The organism is Mycolicibacter heraklionensis (assembly GCF_001021505.1).
Lineage (GTDB): Bacteria > Actinomycetota > Actinomycetes > Mycobacteriales > Mycobacteriaceae > Mycobacterium > Mycobacterium heraklionense.
Genome location: NZ_LDPO01000003.1, coordinates 168,465 through 188,245, shown reverse-complemented (window position 1 = coordinate 188,245; position 19,781 = coordinate 168,465). Strand labels below are relative to the sequence as shown.

21 protein-coding genes are annotated in these 19,781 nt (G+C 66.4%); 9 read left to right on the top strand and 12 right to left on the bottom strand.

All coding sequences use genetic code 11. The annotated features are described in order from the left end of the window. Window positions 1-26 precede the first annotated feature (26 nt). Complete coding sequence (locus tag ABW16_RS06305; protein ID WP_047318299.1) at window positions 27-848, top strand: mycofactocin-coupled SDR family oxidoreductase; 822 nt, start codon at window positions 27-29, stop codon at window positions 846-848. Window positions 849-1,317: 469 nt separating this feature from the next. Here the strand turns inward: ABW16_RS06305 and ABW16_RS06300 are convergent, their stop codons facing one another. From ABW16_RS06300 to ABW16_RS06250, 11 genes are all read right to left on the bottom strand, one after another. After that, window positions 1,318-1,701, bottom strand: a complete 384-nt coding sequence (locus ABW16_RS06300; RefSeq protein ID WP_047318298.1) for a hypothetical protein — start codon at window positions 1,699-1,701, stop codon at window positions 1,318-1,320. 15 nt (window positions 1,702-1,716) lie between these two features. Further along, window positions 1,717-2,412 carry a hypothetical protein gene (locus ABW16_RS06295; RefSeq protein ID WP_047318297.1) on the bottom strand — a complete coding sequence of 232 codons (696 nt, stop codon included), beginning with the start codon at window positions 2,410-2,412 and terminating at the stop codon, window positions 1,717-1,719. Next, window positions 2,409-2,537 (bottom strand): hypothetical protein, encoded by a 129-nt coding sequence (locus tag ABW16_RS27720; RefSeq protein ID WP_024441860.1) that lies wholly within the window; start codon window positions 2,535-2,537, stop codon window positions 2,409-2,411. Before ABW16_RS27720 ends, ABW16_RS06295 begins: the two co-directional genes overlap by 4 nt. 18 nt (window positions 2,538-2,555) lie before the next feature. After that, entirely contained in the window at window positions 2,556-3,350 is a 795-nt protein-coding gene (locus tag ABW16_RS06285; RefSeq protein WP_047318296.1) for an AAA family ATPase, read from the bottom strand. A gap of 22 nt (window positions 3,351-3,372) precedes the next feature. Continuing rightward, window positions 3,373-4,881: a nitric oxide reductase activation protein NorD gene (locus ABW16_RS06280; RefSeq protein ID WP_047318295.1), complete on the bottom strand. Its 1,509-nt coding sequence runs from the start codon at window positions 4,879-4,881 to the stop codon at window positions 3,373-3,375. 131 nt (window positions 4,882-5,012) lie between these two features. Further along, a complete protein-coding gene (locus ABW16_RS06275; protein WP_412178182.1) occupies window positions 5,013-5,618 on the bottom strand; it encodes a hypothetical protein in 606 nt (201 codons plus the stop codon). A gap of 132 nt (window positions 5,619-5,750) precedes the next feature. Continuing rightward, on the bottom strand, window positions 5,751-6,374 hold the full coding sequence (locus tag ABW16_RS06270; RefSeq protein WP_047318293.1) for a TetR/AcrR family transcriptional regulator: 624 nt from the start codon (window positions 6,372-6,374) through the stop codon (window positions 5,751-5,753). Window positions 6,375-6,413: 39 nt separating this feature from the next. Next, window positions 6,414-6,596: a (2Fe-2S)-binding protein gene (locus ABW16_RS06265; protein ID WP_047318292.1), complete on the bottom strand. Its 183-nt coding sequence runs from the start codon at window positions 6,594-6,596 to the stop codon at window positions 6,414-6,416. Between the two features lie 6 nt (window positions 6,597-6,602). Then, window positions 6,603-8,075: a FadD3 family acyl-CoA ligase gene (locus ABW16_RS06260; protein WP_082133975.1), complete on the bottom strand. Its 1,473-nt coding sequence runs from the start codon at window positions 8,073-8,075 to the stop codon at window positions 6,603-6,605. A gap of 2 nt (window positions 8,076-8,077) precedes the next feature. Continuing rightward, complete coding sequence (locus ABW16_RS06255) at window positions 8,078-9,268, bottom strand: amidohydrolase family protein (RefSeq protein WP_024441866.1); 1,191 nt, start codon at window positions 9,266-9,268, stop codon at window positions 8,078-8,080. A gap of 35 nt (window positions 9,269-9,303) precedes the next feature. Further along, window positions 9,304-10,878, bottom strand: coding sequence for an AMP-binding protein (locus tag ABW16_RS06250; protein WP_047318291.1), 1,575 nt, complete (start codon window positions 10,876-10,878; stop codon window positions 9,304-9,306). A gap of 57 nt (window positions 10,879-10,935) precedes the next feature. Between ABW16_RS06250 and ABW16_RS06245 the strand changes: the two genes are divergently transcribed. Then, window positions 10,936-11,679: an enoyl-CoA hydratase/isomerase family protein gene (locus ABW16_RS06245; RefSeq protein ID WP_047318290.1), complete on the top strand. Its 744-nt coding sequence runs from the start codon at window positions 10,936-10,938 to the stop codon at window positions 11,677-11,679. On the opposite strand, the gene ABW16_RS06240 is transcribed toward ABW16_RS06245, so the two are convergent. After that, window positions 11,676-12,329: a TetR/AcrR family transcriptional regulator gene (locus ABW16_RS06240; protein WP_047318289.1), complete on the bottom strand. Its 654-nt coding sequence runs from the start codon at window positions 12,327-12,329 to the stop codon at window positions 11,676-11,678. The two genes, ABW16_RS06245 and ABW16_RS06240, sit on opposite strands and share 4 nt — an antisense overlap. Window positions 12,330-12,469: 140 nt before the next feature. Here ABW16_RS06240 and ABW16_RS06235 point away from each other — a divergent pair, with 140 nt between their 5' ends. From ABW16_RS06235 to ABW16_RS06205, 7 genes are all read left to right on the top strand, one after another. Continuing rightward, on the top strand, window positions 12,470-13,768 hold the full coding sequence (locus ABW16_RS06235) for a cytochrome P450 (protein WP_047318288.1): 1,299 nt from the start codon (window positions 12,470-12,472) through the stop codon (window positions 13,766-13,768). Between the two features lie 34 nt (window positions 13,769-13,802). Beyond that, the gene (locus tag ABW16_RS06230; protein WP_047318287.1) at window positions 13,803-15,005 is read left to right on the top strand and encodes a cytochrome P450; all 1,203 of its coding nucleotides are present in this window, start codon (window positions 13,803-13,805) and stop codon (window positions 15,003-15,005) included. A 34-nt stretch (window positions 15,006-15,039) separates the two neighbouring features. Further along, on the top strand, window positions 15,040-15,879 hold the full coding sequence (locus tag ABW16_RS06225) for a mycofactocin-coupled SDR family oxidoreductase (protein ID WP_047318286.1): 840 nt from the start codon (window positions 15,040-15,042) through the stop codon (window positions 15,877-15,879). 105 nt (window positions 15,880-15,984) lie between these two features. Further along, window positions 15,985-17,010, top strand: coding sequence for an IS110 family RNA-guided transposase (locus tag ABW16_RS06220; protein WP_047318285.1), 1,026 nt, complete (start codon window positions 15,985-15,987; stop codon window positions 17,008-17,010). A 582-nt stretch (window positions 17,011-17,592) separates the two neighbouring features. Continuing rightward, window positions 17,593-18,198, top strand: coding sequence for a TetR/AcrR family transcriptional regulator (locus ABW16_RS06215; protein ID WP_047318284.1), 606 nt, complete (start codon window positions 17,593-17,595; stop codon window positions 18,196-18,198). Window positions 18,199-18,210: 12 nt separating this feature from the next. Further along, window positions 18,211-18,714, top strand: coding sequence for an SRPBCC family protein (locus ABW16_RS06210; protein WP_047318283.1), 504 nt, complete (start codon window positions 18,211-18,213; stop codon window positions 18,712-18,714). After that, window positions 18,714-19,775 carry an LLM class flavin-dependent oxidoreductase gene (locus tag ABW16_RS06205; protein ID WP_047318282.1) on the top strand — a complete coding sequence of 354 codons (1,062 nt, stop codon included), beginning with the start codon at window positions 18,714-18,716 and terminating at the stop codon, window positions 19,773-19,775. The genes ABW16_RS06210 and ABW16_RS06205 overlap by 1 nt, the downstream gene beginning before the upstream one ends. The last annotated feature ends 6 nt before the right edge of the window (window positions 19,776-19,781 follow it).

Below are 19,781 nucleotides of genomic sequence, written 5' to 3'. Positions count from 1 at the left end.
CATCGATCGACGGCATAGGAGAAGGCATGACAGGACGACTGACCGGCAAGGTGGCATTCATCACCGGCGCTGCACGGGGACAGGGACGCGCCCACGCGGTACGGATGGCCAGCGAGGGAGCCGACATCATCGCGGTCGACGTGGCCGGGAAACTGCCCGACTGCGTGCCGTACAACCCGGCAAGCCCGGAAGATCTGGCCGAAACCGTCCGGCTGGTGGAGGCCACCGGGCAGCGCATGGTGTCCTCGATCGTCGACACCCGCGACTACGACGGCTTGTGTGAGGCAGTCACCGACGGCGTGAGCACACTGGGGAGGCTGGACATCATCGTCGCCAACGCCGGTGTTGCTGCCCCCCAAGCCTGGGATGCCATCTCGCCGGAGAACTTTCGCGATGTCATGGACATCAATGTGACTGGCACCTGGAACACTGTGATGGCCGGCGCACCGCACATCATCGCCGGGCAGCGCGGCGGCTCGATCATCTTGATCAGTTCGGCCGCCGGCATCAAGATGCAGCCGTTCATGGTCCACTACACGGCCAGCAAGCACGCCGTCACCGGAATGGCCCGCGCGTTCGCCGCCGAGTTGGGCAAGCACGCAATTCGGGTCAACAGCGTGCACCCCGGTCCGGTCAACACCGACATGGGCACCGGCGACATGATGAGTGCGCTGAACCAGGCCATGGAGACCAACCCGCAGTTGTCTCAGATGCTCACGCCTTTCCTGCCCACGTGGGTGGCCGAACCGGAGGACATCGCCGGCACGGTGTGCTGGCTGGCCAGCGCCGACTCGCACCTTGTCACCGCCGCCGCGATTCCGGTGGATCAGGGCTGCACCCAGTACTGAACGGGGTGCCTGTTCGTCACGGGAACTGTCGTCGTCAAGGTCGGGCGGACCGTATTCCACTGATCCACCCCTAGATCCGATTACGCACGACTATGGTGACCGGCTGACACCGTTAGCAGCGTCCCGCTGACAACAGGAGGAGGACGGCAATGAGTTCACCGCTGCGGCATTGCGCCACGATGCCGGCATTTGCCCTCGCTGTGACATCAGCGGCCCTGATCGGCCTCGCTTCGCCTGCCGTCAGCCAGGCCGACCCGCTAGATGGCTGCGGCTACGGCATGTACTTCAACACAGACACAAATCAGTGCGAGCCCGGGGGCGTAGACCCGCATCCGATCGTCGGACCCGTCGGACCGTTCGGCGTCGGTGTTGGCGGCCCCGCGGGACCTGGTGGCGTTGTTGGCCCCGCCGGCGTAGGCCCGGCCGGACCGGGCCCCGTCGGCCCCGGCCCGGTCGGACCCGGGCGGCGCTAGTCCTGCTGCGCAATCCGCTCGTTGTGAATGCGCACCAGTTCCCGGAAACGCAGCCGGTGGTAGTGGGGAACGGGCTGGATACCCCACTCGTCTTGGGCACTGGCCTTGCCTGCGGCACCCTCTGGTGGCCCGAGCGGCGGGTAGGGGTGCTTGCACTCCAGGGTGTCGTCGGAGAACCGGGTCTTGAGCAGTTCACTGCAGATCTGGGTGAGGCTCAGCGTCGGGTAGCCGTAGTACACCGCCATGAACGGCAGGGTGAAGGCGCCCTCGATGACGAGCGCCACCAGGCAGACCAAGGTGGCGCGCTTGATCCACTTGTGCATCCGTGCGTAGTACGGGGTGGTGCCCGGCGGCAGTGCGTCGGCGGAAGGTGTTTCCATCGTGGGGCTCCTTGATCAGTCGGAGAAGATTTCCCGGTTGACGGTGTGCAGGTAGGGGATCGCCAAAAACGGTGTGATGTAGAAGATGTCGTAGAGCCACCAGCCGATCACCGGGAACACCACACCGGCGTAGCGCACATCGGCATACATGGTCATGTTGAACACGTAGAGAATCCAGATGAGTACGCCCATCCAGCAGGTGACGATCATCCATTGGTGGCCCCAGCGCTTCATCTGCAGGAACCCGATCGCGGCGGCACAGCGCATCGCAAAGACCGTGAGGATCATGCCGAAGACCATGGATTTCTCGCCGGGTCCGGCTGAGCCGCCGATCCAGAGTTCGTTGTAGTGCCAGAAATAGCCGGCATCGAACATGCCGCCCCAGCCGACCATCAGGACCCGGTTGATCAGGGTGTGGTTGGCGACCAGGTCCAGCGACCAACCCAGGCTGTTGAGCATGCCGTCGATCAGCACCAGGTATCCGATCAGGGTGACGATCATCGGCCGTACGGCCAAGCCGGCGTGCAGTGATTGCCGCTGCAGCCAAGCGCCGCGCAGGAAGATCGGCAAGCCGATGATGCCCGGCACCCACATTCCCATCAACGCTGCGCCGGCGATCATCCAGCGGTCGGCTCGGCGCTGGGCGGCACGCGATTGCGTCTCATGATCGTCGAGCGCGGCGAAGTCTGTCGCCGAAGCCGGCGCGCTCATAGCTGCCACCATCCCCGCGCGAACGACATGTACAGCTGGATGCCGAACATGATGGCCAGGTAGCCGTAGATGAAGATCTGAAAGACGATCAGGGCTCGCTTGCGGTTGCGTTCTTGCTGGTCCATGTTCTGCGACTTCCTTTCCTAGTGGCGCTCGGCCCGGGTGGTGAGCACGCTGGCGGCCACTTCACGCAGGCCGTCGTGAATTCCGCCGTCCGTGGTCAGCGGTGCGAGGATGCACGCTTCGGCGGCCTCGGTCTCGGCTGCGCCGGCGGCGACCAGCTGCGCGGCGTTGACCAAGGTGCGCGTCGACGGCAGTTCGAAGTGCAACGCCTGGTCTGCGGTGCGCAGCGCGGTGGCGCACTGCACCAGCCGACCGGCGATCTGTGACTCGATGCCGGTCTCGGCGACGATCACCTGCGCCTCGCGCTCCGGCGGCAGGTACTGCATGGGCAGCGTGGCGAACCGTTGCCGGAATGAGGGCTTCAGCTCTTTGAGCGAGCTCCGGTAGGCGGGGTTGTAGGAGCAGACCAGCATGAAGGTGTCCGGCGCCGTGACGGTTTCACCGGCACGATCCAGGTACAGGCTGCGCCGGTGATCGGTCAGCGAGTGCAGAATGGCCAGCGAGTCGTGCCGCGCCTCAACGACTTCGTCGAGGTAGCAGATCGCACCGGCCTTGACCGCTTGGGTCAGCGGTCCGTCCGTCCACACCACGTCACCGCCGGACACCAGGAACCGGCCCACCAGGTCCGAGCTGGTCAGGTCGTCATGGCAACTGATGGTGACCACGGGGCGCCCCAGCAGCTGGCCCATGTGCTCGACGAGCCGGGTCTTGCCACAGCCGGTCGGGCCGGTGAGCATCACCGGGATTCGGCGGCGGTAGGCCTTCTCGAACAACTGCACCTCGTTGCCGTTGGCGAAGTAGACATCGCTGCTCATCGGGCTCCTCGCACGTCGTCGGTCATGCTGCGGTCAGTTCGCGGTGTACGTGGGCCAGTACGCGCGGTAGCTCCGCGACCCGCCGAATCCGTTGGGAGCGGCGCGGTCCGAATACCTCGGGCAGCGGATCGACGCGCACGGGTCCGACCCCGACGTAGTACACGCAGACGCCGGCCTCCTCGGCTTCCTCGACGGCGTGTGCGACATCGGCCCAGGCGTATCGACCTTCGTAGCCCTCGTCGGACATCAGCCCATCGCCGATCACGATGAGCAGCCGCCGTCCGCCAGGCTGCGTCAGCAGCCGGCTGGTCAGATGCCGCAGCGGGGCGCCCAGTCGGGTGTAGCCGCCGGTCAAAAGTCCCAGCGCGCTCGGCGCCACGAACCTCCGGTCGCCGAAGTCCTTGAGGCAGTGCACTTCCACGTGGTGGCGGGTGTTGCCGGTGAACGCGAAGATGCCGTGGCGCTGACGCGCGCGCGTCATCGCCGCCGAGAGCGCGTCCGCGCAGGCGAGCTCCAGGCCGAACAACCGGCCACCGTGCACCCCCAGCGACGAGCTCGCATCGAGCAGCACCGCGGTGGTCACGTCCCGGTCCGCGGGCAGCAGGTCCCGGAAGATCCGGGGCTCGCCGGCCGTGCCGGCCGCCACGTCGAGTCGGTAGCCGACGTAGGCGTCGACGTCGAGATCGGATCCATCGGCAAGCCGATTAGTCATGGCGCGGACGGTGTGTTGTTCGAACCACTTACGCAGTTCGACCGCGGCCGGGGACGGCTCGCCTGAAGGTATTCGCCGGTTGAGTTCCACTACGGCGACGTGGTCTGGCAACAGGGCGCCCGTGTGCAGGTTCCACTCCGGGTACGGGATGCCCGGCCTGCGGTCGAGACCGAGAAAGCGATCGTCGTCTTCGGGCCGGCTCGGCGGCGGCATGGTGGTGTTGCGAACACCCCCGTCACCGCCCACCGGTACCGAATACGGACGTGGGCGCCGTTTCTCGTTGCTGGACCACGGCATCCGGCCGAGGCGACGCACCGAGGAGGCCAGGCGCCCCGGTCCGGTCCAAGCGGCCGGCAGTGTCCCCGTCAGCGAATGCCCGGCCAGCGATTGCCGGGTGCGCGCCAAGGCGATCGCGCGATCGACCATCTCGGCGGCCGGCATCTCGGGATCGGCGGGATCGAGATCCGGCAGCATCCGTTGCAGCTCGGCCACCAGTCCCGGCCACCGCCCGGCAACCCAGCCGAGGGCCACCCGCGACTCGACGAAGGTCAGGGCCAGACGCTCACGCGGCGACAGGTCGGCCAACCGGTACTGCGCGATGCGCTCCTTGGAGGGTGAACATTGCAGCGCCACCCCGCAGGTCAGCGTCCGTCGAGTCCAGCCCGGCTCCGCAGGATGGGGCACATAGACGGTGGACAGGTTCGGGTTCAGGCTGAAGCTTCTTCGGGCGCCGGTCATCAACCGCGCGCCTTCGCGGCGCCGGTCGCTCAGTGCGACCGCCGTCAGCGCGCAGCTGGTCTCGAGCGCCAGGGGGTCCACGGCTGGCTCAAAAGGTTCCGATGCTGGAGAACATCCAGTACCAGAACGCGATGATCAAACACGTTCCGCCCCAGGCAGCGACGTAACGGAGAATCTCCCAGAGCCAGGCCATCAGGACTTCCTATCGTTGATCAATCGGAGAAGATCTCCCGGTTGACGGTGTGCAGGTACGGGATCGCCAAAAACGGTGTGATGTAGAAGATGTCGTAGAGCCACCAGCCGATCACCGGGAACACCACACCGGCGTAGCGCACATCGGCATACATGGTCATGTTGAACACGTAGCCGATCCAGATCACTACGCCCATCCAGCAGGTGACCACCATCCACTGATGACCCCACCGCTTCATCTGCAGAAATCCGATCGCCGCGGCGATCCGCATGGTGAAGACCGTGAAGATCAGGCCGATCTCCCAGCCCTTCTCCCCCGGGCCGGCAGCCCCACCGATCCACAGCTCGTTGTAGTGCCAGAAATAGCCGGCATCGAACATCGCGCCCCAGCCGTTGAGCAGCACCCGGGCCAGCAGGGTGTGGTTGGCCACCATGTCCAGCGCCCAGCCCACGGCGTTGATCGCGGCATCGATGATGACCAGGTAGCCCAGCAATGTCACGAGCATGGGCCGCACGGTCAGTCCATCGCGCGCAGCCTTGCCCTGCAACCAGATTCCGCGCAAGAACAGCGGGAGGCCGAAGACACCGGCCGCCGCCGTGCCGATGAGCATGCCGCCGGAGATCATCCAGCGGTCTGCTTGACGCTGGGCGGCTCGCGACAGGTCCAGGTGCTCGTCGAGCCCCAGCCCGGACCCGTCCTGCGGTAGCCGTCGCACGCCTACGACGGTAAGGAAATCACTGACTTAAGTCAATGACTTTTACTGGGGCCCGCGGTCGGCGCCGAGGCCACGCAAGGTCCTGGCCACGTAGTCGGCGACCAACTCCGGCCGGTTCGGCCAGTCGTGCGTGGTGATGAGTAGCGCATAGAGACCGAGCAGGAAGAAAACGGCGCTGTTCATCGCGACGACGTCGTCGTCGATTTCGCCGCGTTCCCGCGCCACGTCGATACGTTCGGCGATCAGCACGATCAGCGGGTGATGCTCGCCGTTCTCAGCAGGCGGTCGAGTCGGCGAGAAGTGCAACGCCAGGAATTCGGTGAACAGCGGATCGCCCAGGCGCTTCTCCAAATCGATGATCAGACGCGCGGACTCACTCAAGATGTCGGAAAGACCCTGGTGCTCGACCAGAAACTTTTCGAACTGCTTGGTGATTCGTTCTTCCTCCCGGCGCTCCAACTCCAGCAGCACATGCTCCTTGGTGGGGAAATGGAAGAAGAACGTGCCGTGCGCGACGCCGGCCGCGGCCACGATGGCGCCGACGTCGGCCTGAGCCATCCCGGTGCGCTTGAACTCCGCGGTCGCCGCACCCAGCAGCCGCTCGCGGGTCTGCAGTCGCCGGGCTTCGCGCGCCGTCATCTTCTCTGGCTTGTCCGCCACGGCCACGACAGTAGCGCCTCAGCGTCTCCGCGCGCATTGGATGACTTAAGTCAGCGTGCGGGATTCCTGGTGGGCCGTTGCGATGAGCGCCCGGATATTGTTCCGGCAACGTCCGCACACCGTGCCGGCGCCGGTGCACTCACCGACCTGCTTGGTGGTTGAGGCGCCGGCCCGGGCTGCGTCGATCACCTGCTGACTGGTCACCCCAGCGCACAAGCAGACGTACACAGCGCGTCACGCCCCGGCCTCAAGAGCCCTTGCCTCCAGCTGAGACTTGTCCACTTTGCCGGTGGCGTTCAGCGGCAGTGCGTCCACGAAACACACCGAGCGCGGAACCTTGAACCCGGCCATCCGGTCTCGGCTCCAAGCGATCAGCTCCGCCTCGGAGATCGGCGACTCCGCGGCGTTCGTAACCACAAACGCCTTGCCCACCTGGCCCATCCGCTCATCGGGCACGCCGATCACCGCGACCTGCGAGATCCCCGGATGCTCCAGCAGGAAACCCTCGATCTCGGCGGGATAGGCGTTGAAGCCGCCGACGATGAACATGTCCTTCTTGCGGCCGACGATCCGCAACCGGCCGGCGGCATCCAGCGTGCCGACATCCCCGGTGTGCAACCAGCCTTCGGCGTCGATGGCCTCGGCGGTAGCAGCCGGGTCATCGAGATAGCCGACCATCACGTTGTAGCCGCGCACCAGGACCTCACCGGCTTCAGCGTCGCCGGCGATGCGGACTTCGATGTCCTCACAGGCCTGACCGGCCGTGGTCGCGATGTCCTCGAACGAGTCGCCACGCCGGGAAGCCGTCACCGTGCCGGCTTCGGTCAGCCCGTATCCGGTCATGATGGAGGTGAACGGCAACTCGTTGCGGATCCTGCGGATCAGGTCCACCGGGATGTCTGCGGCGCCGGTGACCGCGGCCCGCAGCGATGACAAGTCGTGTGTTCCGCCGGCGTCCAGCAGTGACTGATACAGCGTCGGAGGACCTGGAAGCATGGTGATGCGTTCTGCCTCAATAAGTTCCAGCACGGCGTCGACGTCGAAGACCCGCACCGGCACCATGGTGGCGCCCCGGATGCACGCGGCGATGCAGCCCGCCTTGTAGCCGAACGTATGGAAGTAGGGGTTGACCATCAGATACCGGTCGCCCTCGCGCAGGTCGGCCAGATCGCACCACTCGGCATAGAGCCGCAGGTTCTGTTGGTGGGTCATCATGACGCCTTTGGGCCGACCGGTGGTGCCCGAGGTGAAGATGATGTCGGCGGTGTCGCCGCCGTCGACGCTGCGCTGCACCGGCGAACCGCTGCTCAGGAAGTCTGATTTCAGGTCAATTACCGGAACCCCGGGCGAGGCGCTGAAATCCAGTCCGAGAAAGCCCTTCTCGACCAGCACCAGCTTGGCGCCGCTACGACGGATGATGTCGTCGGCCTCGCTCGGTTTGAACCGGGTGTTGACCGGAACCAGGATCCCGCCGGCGGTCAGCAGCCCAAAGGCGGCGATGATCCAGGCCGCCGAATTCGGCGCCCAGATCGCCACCCGATCGCCCTTGCCCACACCCGCCGAGGCGAAGGCACCTGCCGCACAACGAACCCGGTCAGCCAGCTGCGTGAAGCTCAGCCGCACCGGGCCGTCGACGATCGCTTCGGCATCCCCGAAGCGATCGCCGACGCTCAGGACCATCTCGGGGATGGTCTCCCAGCGTGGCACCCCTAGACGGTGACGAGCCGACCGAGGTTACCGCCCATGATCTTGGCCTGGTCCTCGATGGGCAGATGCGACAGCGCGGTGATGTAGTGGGTCGGCTCGGCCAGGCCCTCCGGGTGCGGCCAGTCCGAACCGTAGAGCACCTGGTCCACACCGACCAGGTTGATCAGGTCGTCGATGCCCTCCTCGTAGAACGGGCTGACGTAGATCCGGTTCTTGATCTCCTCCATCGGGTTTCCGAGGAACGCCTCGGGCGCCTTCCGGTAGACCTCGGCCATCGAGTCCAACAGCGGGAACATCCACTTGGAGCCGGCTTCCACGATGCCGACTTTCAGCTTCGGGTGCCGGAACAGCGCACCGTGGATCACCCACGAGGCCACCGCGTCTTGGATCGGGCGCCACTCGTTGAGGATGCCCATGGCGTTGGTCTGGAACGGCAGCATCTCTTCGACCGCACCGTCCCACTCGGAGGTGTAGCGAGAGTAGCCACTGTCCGACGAGTGCATCCCGATGAAGACGTCGTATTCGACACACTTCTCCCAGAACGGGTCGAACTCGGGCAGCGCGAACGAACGCGGGCCGCGGAAGCCGGGCACCGGGGCCGGACGGATCAGAATCGCCCGGGCGCCGCGCTTGACCACCCACTCCAGTTCCTCGATCGCCTTCTCGACGATCGGGAGCGTGATGACCGGCGTGGTGAAGATGCGGTTCTGGTAGTTGAAGCCCCAGACCTCGTCCAGCCACTGGTTCAGCGCGTGGATGATGACGTGGATGGTGACCGGGTCATCCCGCAGCCGCTCCTCGATGAGGCTGGCCAGGGTCGGGAACATCAGCGAGCGATCGATACCCAGCTCATCCATCAGCTCCAGCCGAGGGGCGGGCTCGAAGAACGCCGGGATGGATTTCATCGGTTCGCCGAACAGTTCGCGCTTGCTCTTGCCGTCGGGGTTGCCGTACTTGAAGTACTCCTCCCATGCGCCCGGCTTGGCGACCACCGAGAAGGTGGGGTTCGGGATGTAGTTGCTGATCTGGCCGCGGATGGCGATCTTGGTGCGCCCGTTCACCTCGACGTACTGGACGACGTCCTTGTACTCCTTGGGCAGGTACTTGGTCAGCGCTTCCGGCGGCTCGTAAAGGTGGTTATCCGCATCAAACAAGGGGAACGGGACGTCCACGCGATGTGACAGTTGACCCATGAAATGCTCCTTTTCGGTTCATGAGAATCTTATTCTCATAAAGGTGTCGTTGCAACACTCTCGGCGAGCTGTTTGCGCACCAGGTACTTCTGCACCTTGCCGCTGGCGGTGCGCGGGAAGTCCTCGACCTCCCGCAATTCCTCGGGCCACTTCTGCCGCGCGACGCCCATCCGCTCGAAGTGCTCCCGCACTTCCGTTAGGGCCGGCAGCACGCACCCCGGCTTGAGGCGCAGCACCGCGACCGCCCGCTCCCCCAACCGGGCATCCGGCGCCGCGACCACCACCGCTTCGGCCACCGCCGGCATCGCCAGCAGGACCTCCTCGACCTCCACCGCGCTGATGTTCTCGCCACCGCGAATGATCACGTCGGCCTTGCGGTCGGTGATGGTCAGATACCCGTCGGTGTCGAGCACTCCGATGTCGCCGGTGTGGTACCAGCCCTCGGCATCGAACGCCGCCTCGGTCAGCGCGTCATCGGTGTAGCCCAGGCACAGGTCGGGTCCGCGGCTCAGGATTTCGCCGTCGGGGGCCAGCCTCAGCTCCACACCCGGCCGGGCGTCGCCGTCGGTGAACAACCGCTTGTGCTCCGGGGCGTTCGGGCCCGAACCGGTGATCGACGGATGCTCGGTGCTGCCGTAGGAGCGGAAGACGAAGATGCCCAGATCGGCCAGTCGGCGGGTGACGGCGGCGGGCACCGTCGCCCCACCGAGGCCGACGTGACGGATATGGCTCAGGTGCTCGTCGGTGAAGTCCGGATGGTCGAGCAGGCTGGTGACGAAGTACGGCGGCCCACCGCCGATCGACACCCCCTGCTCCGCCATCAACGCCAGCACCCGGGCGGGATCCCAGACGTCGGCGAGATCGATCGGCGCCCCCTCCAGCACCGGGATGAGGAACGCCCCGACCATCCCGATGAAGTGTCCGACCGGAGTGGCGGTGAGCTGCCGGCCGCGGTCCTTCGGGTAGTTGGCCAGCAACTGGCGCGTCTCGCAGCACAGGGTCTGGTGACTGTGGATCACACCCTTGGGTTCGCGGGTGGTCCCCGAGGTGAACGCGATCAACGCCGGCGCCCCGGGGTCGGCATCGAGCGTGCCCGCCATCGGTTCATCGGCGAGCAGGTCCTCGAAGTTCTGACCCACGACGCTCGCACCGTTCCCGCCCACCACGCCGACAACCGGGACGTCGGCGCACAGCTCGGGACGAAAGCTCATCCGCCCGAATCGTTCGGCGGTGATGAACACCCGCGGCCGGCTGGCCGACAAGATGAAGCCCAACTCCCGCGGGCCGTAGAAATGCACGACGGGCACCACGACCGCACCCAGAAACGCCGCCGCCCAGAACGCCGCGGCGGCCTCCATCCAGTTGGGCAGCTGCAGGGCCACCACGTCACCCGGGCCGACTCCGCGGGCTCGCAACCCGGCCGCCAACCGGCGGGCAACGAGCTCCACGTCACCGAAGTTTCCCCGCCACGGCCGAACCGCCGAATGCACCTCGAAGCCGGTCTCGGCGCCCGCGGCCAGCCCGGCCGCGAGCAGGTCACCGAGGGTTTCGCGGGTCCACCAGCCCTGCTCTTCGTAGCGCCGAACCAGGTCGGCAGGAATCTTTCGCATCTCGCCCGCGATGCTATTCTCCGTTTTTGAGAATGCCAATATCTTGAGTGGAGAGCCATGGGCCAGGACTGTCCGGACGAGCTGGACGTGCAACTGGATGACGGCCTGGCCATCATCACCATCGACCGGCCCCAGGCCCGCAACGCCATCGCGCCGGAGACCATGGACCAACTCGACCGGGCGCTGGACAAGGTCGCCGGGGCGCAGGCGCTGGTGATCACCGGCGGCGGCGACCGGGCTTTCGTCTCCGGCGGCGACCTCAAGCAGCTCGCCGCCCTGCGCACCGAGGCCGAAGCGGCGACCATGGCCTGGCGGATGCGCACGCTGTGTGATCGGATCGCCGCGTTTCCGGCACCGGTGATCGCCGCCCTGAACGGCCACGCGTTGGGCGGTGGCGCCGAAGTCGCGGTCGCGGCCGACATCCGCATCGCCGCCGCGGACATCAAGATCGCGTTCAATCAGGTGTCGCTGGCGATCATGCCGGCCTGGGGTGGCGCCGAGCGGCTGGGCAAGTTGGTCGGACACAGTCAGGCGCTGCTGCTGGCCGGCACCGGAACCATGCTGGACGCTCCGGCGGCCGAACGCATCGGCCTGATCAACCGGGTGGTCCCCCGGGAGTCTTTCGACGCCGAATGGCGCGCCTTGGCCCGGTCCTTGGCCAACCCGTCGGCCGGTGAGATCAAACGGGTGCTCGGTGGCGCCTCGGCGGACGAGGCGGTGGCGGCGTTCGCCCGGTTGTGGGTCGCCGACGAGCATTGGGAGGCCGCGGATCGCCTCCAACAGGGCAGGAAGCAGCGCTAATGCTCGACGGGCCCCGAGGCCAGTGCGACGCCGGCGAGCGGCGCGTACGGCGGCGGGTCCCCCTCGAGCCGTTGCAGCCAGCGCTCGACGAACTCCACGGTCTCGGCGTGGCCGAGGGTCATGCCCAGCGCCTCCTGCTCGATGATCAGCATCCGCGAGGCGCTGGTCATCAGCACCATCAGCACAGTCGGCGGGAACTCCGTGTCGTCGACGCCGTACCGGGCAAACAGCCCGGATACCGCCGCGATCTGTTCGGCGCGCAGCCGTTCGGCGTAATTGGCGATCTCGGCCCGCAGGGCCTCGCGCTCGTTGGCCACGGTGATGAATTGCATGGTCAACGCCGTCCAGGCCGGATCGGTGTTGAATCGCCACAGCGCCCAGAGCGGCTGCGGCGACGCCAACACCGCCGCCTGTTCGGCCAAACCCTGATCGCCTCGCCGGCGGAACATCGCCAGGAACAGGTCGTCCATGGTGCGGAAGTAGTAGTGCACGAGCTGATGCTTGAGGCCCGCCCGCTCGGCGACGCGACGGGAGCTGACCGCGCCGGCGCCGGCGGTCAGCAGCAGCTCTTCCGCAGCGTCGAGCAACAGGGTCCGGTTCTTCGCGTCCGGGGCCCCAATTCTGCGCTGTCCCTTAGCCGATTCGGGCATACCGTTCGCTCCGCATCGTTGTCGTCACCTTTACACCTTCGGCGGCCATCGTAGTGGCGTCGCAACCCTTGACCCCCCAACCCCGCCCATGCTAAGCAGGTGCACAGCAGCTGTCAGCCCGTTCTGCAGAGAGGTCCCCGTTGACTGACTTCGCGACGATCGACTTCTTCACCGATCAGTCCCTGGTGCCCGATCCGCACCCGTACTTCGACTACCTGCGGGCCCGCAACCCGGTGACTCCGCTGGGCGTGTACGACGTGGTCGCGGTGACCGGCCACGAAGAGGCCAACGAGATCTACCGCGACTCCGACACCTACTCCAACCTGGTCGCTGTCGGCGGGCCTTTTCCGCCGCTGCCGTTCACTCCCGAGGGCGACGACATCAGCGAGCAGATCGAGGCCAACCGCCACCTGATGCCGATGACCGAGCACATGGTGACGATGGACCCGCCGATGCACACCAAGGCTCGGTCGCTGCTGAACCGACTGCTCACTCCGAAGCGGCTCAAGGAGAACCAGGACTTCATGTGGCGGCTGGCCGACCGCCAGCTCGACTACTTCATCGACAGCGGCAGCTGCGAATTCCTCTCCGAGTACGCGAGGCCGTTCGCGCTGCTGGTGGTCGCCGACCTGCTCGGTGTGCCCGAAGAGGACCGGCCGGTATTCCAGGAAGTGCTGGGCGCACCACAGCCCGGGGCCCGCATCGGATCGCTGGACCACGAGGAGCTGGCCCACGACCCGCTGGCCTGGCTGGACGACAAGTTCAGCCGCTACCTGTCTGACCGGCGGGAGAGCCCGCGCGGCGACGTGCTGACCGACCTGGCCACCGCCACCTACGAGGACGGCTCGACTCCCGAGATCATCGACGTGGTCAAGAGCGCCACGTTCCTGTTCGGCGCCGGCCAGGAGACCACCACCAAACTGCTCAGCGCCGCACTGCGGTTCATGGCCGAGGACCCGGCCCTGGTCGAGCAGCTGCGCAGCGACCGCAGCAAGATCCCGAACTTCCTCGAGGAGACCCTGCGGCTGGAAAGCCCGGTGAAGACCGACCCCCGATTGGTGCGCAAGACCACCACGCTGGGCGGGGTGGAGCTCAAGGCCGGCACCGTCGTGGTCATGTTCCCCGGGGCGGTCAACCGCGACCCCCGCAAGTTCGAGGACCCGCACGAGCTGCGGATCGACCGCCCCAATGTGCGCGAGCACCTGGCATTCGCCCGCGGCAGCCACACCTGTCCGGGTTCACCGTTGGCGCGCGCCGAGAGCCGTATCTCGCTGGAACGAATCCTGGATCGGATGACCGACATCCGGCTCGACGAGACCAGGCACGGCCCGGCAGGCGAGCGCCGGTTCACCTTTGAGCCGACCTTCATCCTGCGCGGATTGACCGAACTGCACCTGGAATTCACCCCGGTGGCGGCTCCGGTCACCGCCGGCCTGTAGACCACAGCTCTCACCGACACGAGGGACGGACAACATGACGGTGACCACCACCGACGAAGCGCGCTACGACCCGTATGACATTGACCTCAACAGTGATCCGTACCCGATGTTTCGCCGGCTCCGCGAAGAGGCGCCGCTGTACTACAACGCCGAGCATGACTTCTACGCGCTGAGCCGCTTCGACGACGTCAACAAGGCCCTGGTCGATCACCAGACGTTCAGCTCGGCGCGCGGCGCGATTCTGGAGCTGATCAAGGCCAACACCCCGATCCCGCCGGGGCTGATTCTGTTCGAGGACCCGCCGATCCACGACATCCACCGCAAACTGCTGGCCCGGATGTTCACGCCGCGCAAGATCGCCGAACTCGAATCCAAGATCCGCGAGTACTGCGCGCGTTGCCTCGATCCGTTGATCGGCACCGGCCGCCTCGATTTCGTAGCCGACCTGGGCGCGCAGATGCCGATGCGGGTCATCGGCATGCTGGTGGGCATTCCCGAAGCCGATCAGGAGATCATCCGGGACCGCTCGAATGACAACATGCGCACCGAAGCGGGCAAGCCGATGACGGTTGCGTCCGAGGGCTTCGACGACGGCTCGATCTTCGCCGACTACCTCGACTGGCGCGTCGAGCACCCGTCCGACGACATCATGACCGAACTGCTCAACGTCGAATTCACCGACGAATCCGGCACCACCCGGCGGCTGTCGCGCGACGAGCTGCTGATGTACGTGATGCTGGTGGCCGGGGCCGGAAACGAGACCACCACCCGGCTGATCGGCTGGACCGGCAAGGTGCTGGCCGAACATCCCGACCAGCGCCGCGATTTGGTGGCGAACCCGGCACTGATACCGCAGGCCATCGAAGAGCTGCTGCGCTTCGAGCCACCGGCACCACACGTCGCACGCTACGTCACCCGCGACGTGGAGTATTACGGCCAGACCGTGCCCGAAGGCAGCGTGATGATGATGCTGATCGGCGCGGCCAACCGCGACCATCGGCGATTCGCTCCCGACGGCGACGTCTTCGACATCCACCGCGAAGCCCGCCAGCACCTGACTTTCAGCGTGGGCGCGCACTACTGCCTGGGTGCCGCACTGGCCCGCCTGGAAGGGCGAATCGCGCTGGAGGAGATTCTCAAACGCTTCCCCGAGTGGGACGTCGACCTCACCAAGGCAGCGCTGTCACCGACTTCGACGGTCCGCGGGTGGGAGTCCATGCCCGCTTCGGTCGGATGAATCCACTTCTACAAGTTACGAATTGAGGTTTTCCATGGCTGGACGTGTTGAAGGCAAGGTCGCGTTCATCACCGGCGCGGCCCACGGTCAGGGCCGCAGCCACGCGGTGCGGCTGGCCGAGGAGGGCGCCGACATCATCGCGATCGACGTCTGTAAGCCGATCGTCGAGAACTCGCCCATCCCGCCGGCCACGCGTGCGGAACTGGCTGAAACCGTCGATCTGGTCAAAGCCCGCGGTCGCCGGATCTTCACGGCCGAGGTCGATGTGCGCGACTTCGACGGGCTCAAGGCCGCGGTGGACGCCGGCGTGGAGGAGCTGGGCCGCCTGGACATCATCGTGGCCAACGCCGGCATCGGCAACGGTGGCGACACCCTGGACCAGTGCAGCGAACACGACTGGCAGGAGATGATCGACATCAACCTCTCGGGCGTGTGGAAGACGGTCAAAGCGGGCGTCCCGCACCTTATTTCCGGCGGCAAGGGCGGGTCGATCATCTTGACCAGCTCGGTCGGCGGGTTGAAGGCCTACCCGCACTGCGGCAACTACGTCGCCGCCAAGCACGGGGTGGTGGGCATCATGCGCTCCTTCGCCGTCGAGTTGGGGCACCAGAACATTCGGGTCAACACCGTGCACCCCACCCATGTCAGCACCGGGATGATCATGAACGAGGGCACCTGGAAGATGTTCCGTCCGGACCTGGAAAACCCGGGGCCCGACGACATGGCGCCGATCTGCCAGATGTTCCACACCCTGCCGGTGCCCTGGGTGGATGCGATCGACATCAGCAACGCCGTGCTGTTCCTGGCCTCCGACGAGGCCCGCTACATCACCGGAGTCACCCTGCCGGTCGACGCGGGAAGCTGCCTGAAGTAGGCGATTTCCCCGTTGATGTGATGAAGGGGCGGGGCCTCCGCTCCTCGTGACGTTCCCGGCGGATGCTGGGGGTGTCACTACCAATCACGATTGGGGAGGCCCCTAATGAGTGAGTATGCCGGAAAACAGTTCGTCGGGATTGACCTGCACCGACAGCGATCGGTGGTCGTCCGTCAAACCGATACCGGGGAGCAGCTCGCGGCAGTACGCATCGCCAACGATCCGGTGGCCTTGGCGTTGGAGATCGAGCGAGCTGGACCCAATCCAGAGGTGGTGCTCGAAGCCACCTACGGCTGGTACTGGGCGGTCGATGTTCTGCAAGCCGCAGGTGCCAGTGTCCATTTGGCGCACCCGCTGGGTGTCAAAGGATTCCGCTATCGGCGAGTGAAGAACGACGTGCGCGATGCCGCCGATCTGGCGGACTTGTTGCGGATGAACCGTCTGCCGCAGGCCTGGATCGCACCGCCGGCAACACGGGAACTGCGTGAATTGGTCCGCTACCGCGCCAAACTGGTGGCCCTGCGATCGGGGCTTAAAGCTCAGGTGCATGCGGTTTTGGCCAAGGCCGGGGTGTTGATCGTCGCGACGGACCTGTTCGGCGCCACGGCCCGCAAACGCCTCGAACGCACCCCACTGTCGGGTGTGTATGCCCAGCGGGTCGCCTCGCTGCTGCGTCTGATCGACATCCTCGATGCCGAGCAAACCGCCCTGTCCGAGCGCATCGCGGCAGAGTTACACCACCACGGCGGCTACCAGGCGATCCAAGAATTGCCGGGTGTGGGACCGGTCCTGGCTGCGGTCTTCGTGGCCGAGATCGGCGACGTGCACCGCTTCACCCGGGCGCAGCAGTTGTGTTCCTGGGCCGGTCTGACACCGCGGCACTACGAGTCCGACACCGTGGTGCATCGCGGGCACATCACCAAACAGGGATCCAGGCTGGTGCGCTGGGCCGCAATCGAGGCAGTGCAACGGCACCAGTGCACGGCCAAGATCGCCGCCGACAAAGACCGGATCGCCGCCCGACGTGGCACCAATATCGCCAAGGTCGCTGCGGCCCGCAAGCTGCTCACCCTGGTCTACTACGGCCTGCGCGACGAACATATTCGTGCATTGGCCAAGGACGCAGCGTGAGTAATCCGGGTGCGGTATACGCGTGGTCGCCGCAGAGTCTGGCCCCCCTCGGGCGTGGCCGTGGCGTTGATTGACCCCGTATACCGCACGCCGCACCGCTCCATGCCCTAGCCAATCGGCCTTGGGCGAAGGGATGACCGGCAGCCCGGAACAACCCGGGCCCTGCCCCAAAGCCTTTGCGCTTCACACTGGAGAGCCGGCACCACCCACAACTGCACACCAGGTTTGCCGATTTCGGTCTGCGCCGATTCTGCGCTGAAACGGGCGTCCTCAAGACCGTTCGTCCTCGCTACGCTGCGGGCGCTGCGTCATTGACCCCGACCCTCATTCAGCGCTGCCCGCACATATCCCGAAACCGAAAAAACCCCAGCACACCAAACCTTGACCAGACCCCACCCCTTCAGGGATGACTCTGCGCTGGTGGCGACAAAGTGCGAGAAGCCGCCGCCCTGAGCGCAGAGTCAACGGGGCGGATATGCCGAATTTCATAATCTATAGGTGACCGCGCACTGTCGGTGCTGCATTCCTGGCAATCGAGCTGCGCTGTTGACGGCCGATTATGCAACCCACCATAATCGGCCAATGGCGCGCGACACCCGGCAGACGATGGTGCTGACCGCCGTGGAACTGCTGCGCGAACGCGGCGCCGACGGGATCACCCTGGACACCCTGGTGAGCCGCAGTGGGGCGCCCCGCGGCTCGATCTATCACCACTTTCCGGGCGGTCGCGCCCAGATCCTCGACGAAGCCGTTCAACTGGGCGGCGACGCGATCGGCTCACTCATCACCGGCTCCGCGGCCGGCGGACCGATCGCGGTGCTCGATCGCCTGACCGGCTTCTGGCGAAAGATGCTGACCGAGACCGGCTACACCGCCGGGTGCCCGGTGGTGTCGGCCGCGGTCAGCTCAGCGCCGGAGTCACCGCTGCTCCAACACGCCGAACGGATCTTCGCGGCCTGGAAGACGCGGCTGATCGACTGCTTCGTCACCGACGGGCTGGACGCCGACGCGGCGGGCCGGCTGGCGACCATGTGCATCGCCGCGATGCAGGGCGCGATCATCATGTGCCGCACCGAGGCGAGCCTGCAGCCGCTGGAGGATGTCGCCGGCGAACTGCGCGTGCTGGTGTCCGCCCGAACCCTGTTCTGCACTACCGCCGACCCGGCCGGTCGCCCGGGCAGCAACTGAGAGGAACCCGCCATGGAGTGGACCGGAGCCGTCTACGCCGACGCACCGACGGTGGAGGTCTCCACCTGGATCGACGCCTCGCCGGAACGCGTCTGGGAAGTGGCCAGCGACATCCACGCGGTCGCCGAGAGCAGTCAGGAGCTTCAGCGCGTCGAATGGGCCGACGGTGACGGGCCGCGGCTGGGCGCACGGTTCACCGGATACAACCGGCACCCCGCCCTCGGGGAATGGTCCACGATCTCCGAGGTGGTCGAATTCGAACCGCTGACGGTGTTCGGTTGGGCGGTCAGCGATCCCGCCAATCCCACGTCCACGTGGCGGTTGAGCCTGGCCCCGGAGGGCACCGGCACCCGATTGACCCAATGGATGCGGCTGGGGCCCGCGCCGTCCGGGCTTTCACTGGCCATCGCCGCGATGCCGGACAAGGAGCAGAAGATCGTGTTCGTCCGGCTGCGTGAATTCGAGGCGGGTATGACGGCCACACTCGAGCACCTCAAACAGCGCGCCGAGCACTGATGCGCGCGGCCATCACGCTGGAGGCAGCCAGCGTCGGCAGCTGGGAACACCAGAAGTTGCTGGTCCGCGAGGCCGAGAAGATGGGCCTGGACGTCTGCTGGGTCGCCGAGGCATGGGGCGCGGACGCGGTCTCCGCCCTGGGCTACTACGCCGCGTGCACCGACCGAATGCTGCTGGGATCCGGGATCATCCAGCTGTCCACCCGGACGCCGGTCGCCATCGCCCAAGCCGCCATCACGCTGTCCAACCTCTCCGGGGGCCGGTTCCTGCTCGGTCTGGGCGCCTCGGGCCCCCAGGTCATCGAGGGGCTGCACGGTCAGCCCTTCGTCCGGCCGCTCGGCCGGATGCGCGAGACCATCGACATCATCCGGCAGGCGATCGCCGGAGACCGAATCTCCCATAGCGGCAAGCACTTCCAGATCCCCCGCTCCGGCTCTGGTACCAAGCCCATGCGGTTGTCGATGCGCGCCGAACACCAGATCCCGCTGTACCTGGCCAGCCTGACCCCGGCGATGCTGACGCTGACCGGCGAAGTCGCCGACGGCTGGCTGGGCACCAGCTTCGTGCCCGAGGGCGCCGACACGGCCTACTTCACCCACCTCGACGACGGTCTGGCCCGCTCCGGGCGCACCAGGGCGGACCTCGACATCTGCCAGGGCGCAGAGGTGTCGTTCGCCAGCGACGAGCAGCATCTGAAGGAGCTGATCGACAGCCGCAAGGCCGAGCTGGCCTTCAGCCTGGGCGGAATGGGTTCGGCCAGTACCAATTTCTACAACCAGGCCTACAGTCGCCAGGGCTGGTCCGAGGTCGCCGCTGCCGTCAAGGAACGCTGGCAGGCCGGCGACCGGGAGGGCGCCGCCGCGCTGATCACCGACGAGATGGTCCTGGCCACCACCCTGATCGGCACCGCCTCGATGGTTCGGGACCGCCTGCAGGTCTGGTGCGACGCCGGCGTGGACACCGTGCGGGTCTACCCGGCCGGCGAGCGCCTCGAAGACCGGATCGCCACGCTGGGCACCGCGATCGAGCTGGTGCACTCGATCAACCGCACCGGGCGATAGCCCACC

Excerpts from the sequence above, each read along its gene's own strand:
- ABW16_RS06305 (WP_047318299.1), top strand. The coding sequence starts at position 27 with ATGACAGGACGACTGACCGGCAAGGTGGCATTCATCACCGGCGCTGCA.
- ABW16_RS06300 (WP_047318298.1), bottom strand. The coding sequence starts at position 1,701 with ATGGAAACACCTTCCGCCGACGCACTGCCGCCGGGCACCACCCCGTAC.
- ABW16_RS06295 (WP_047318297.1), bottom strand. The coding sequence starts at position 2,412 with ATGAGCGCGCCGGCTTCGGCGACAGACTTCGCCGCGCTCGACGATCAT.
- ABW16_RS27720 (WP_024441860.1), bottom strand. The coding sequence starts at position 2,537 with ATGGACCAGCAAGAACGCAACCGCAAGCGAGCCCTGATCGTCTTTCAG.
- ABW16_RS06285 (WP_047318296.1), bottom strand. The coding sequence starts at position 3,350 with ATGAGCAGCGATGTCTACTTCGCCAACGGCAACGAGGTGCAGTTGTTC.
- ABW16_RS06275 (WP_412178182.1), bottom strand. The coding sequence starts at position 5,618 with ATGATCTCCGGCGGCATGCTCATCGGCACGGCGGCGGCCGGTGTCTTC.
- ABW16_RS06255 (WP_024441866.1), bottom strand. The coding sequence starts at position 9,268 with ATGGGTCAACTGTCACATCGCGTGGACGTCCCGTTCCCCTTGTTTGAT.
- ABW16_RS06250 (WP_047318291.1), bottom strand. The coding sequence starts at position 10,878 with ATGCGAAAGATTCCTGCCGACCTGGTTCGGCGCTACGAAGAGCAGGGC.
- ABW16_RS06245 (WP_047318290.1), top strand. The coding sequence starts at position 10,936 with ATGGGCCAGGACTGTCCGGACGAGCTGGACGTGCAACTGGATGACGGC.
- ABW16_RS06240 (WP_047318289.1), bottom strand. The coding sequence starts at position 12,329 with ATGCCCGAATCGGCTAAGGGACAGCGCAGAATTGGGGCCCCGGACGCG.
- ABW16_RS06230 (WP_047318287.1), top strand. The coding sequence starts at position 13,803 with ATGACGGTGACCACCACCGACGAAGCGCGCTACGACCCGTATGACATT.
- ABW16_RS06225 (WP_047318286.1), top strand. The coding sequence starts at position 15,040 with ATGGCTGGACGTGTTGAAGGCAAGGTCGCGTTCATCACCGGCGCGGCC.
- ABW16_RS06220 (WP_047318285.1), top strand. The coding sequence starts at position 15,985 with ATGAGTGAGTATGCCGGAAAACAGTTCGTCGGGATTGACCTGCACCGA.
- ABW16_RS06215 (WP_047318284.1), top strand. The coding sequence starts at position 17,593 with ATGGCGCGCGACACCCGGCAGACGATGGTGCTGACCGCCGTGGAACTG.
- ABW16_RS06210 (WP_047318283.1), top strand. The coding sequence starts at position 18,211 with ATGGAGTGGACCGGAGCCGTCTACGCCGACGCACCGACGGTGGAGGTC.
- ABW16_RS06205 (WP_047318282.1), top strand. The coding sequence starts at position 18,714 with ATGCGCGCGGCCATCACGCTGGAGGCAGCCAGCGTCGGCAGCTGGGAA.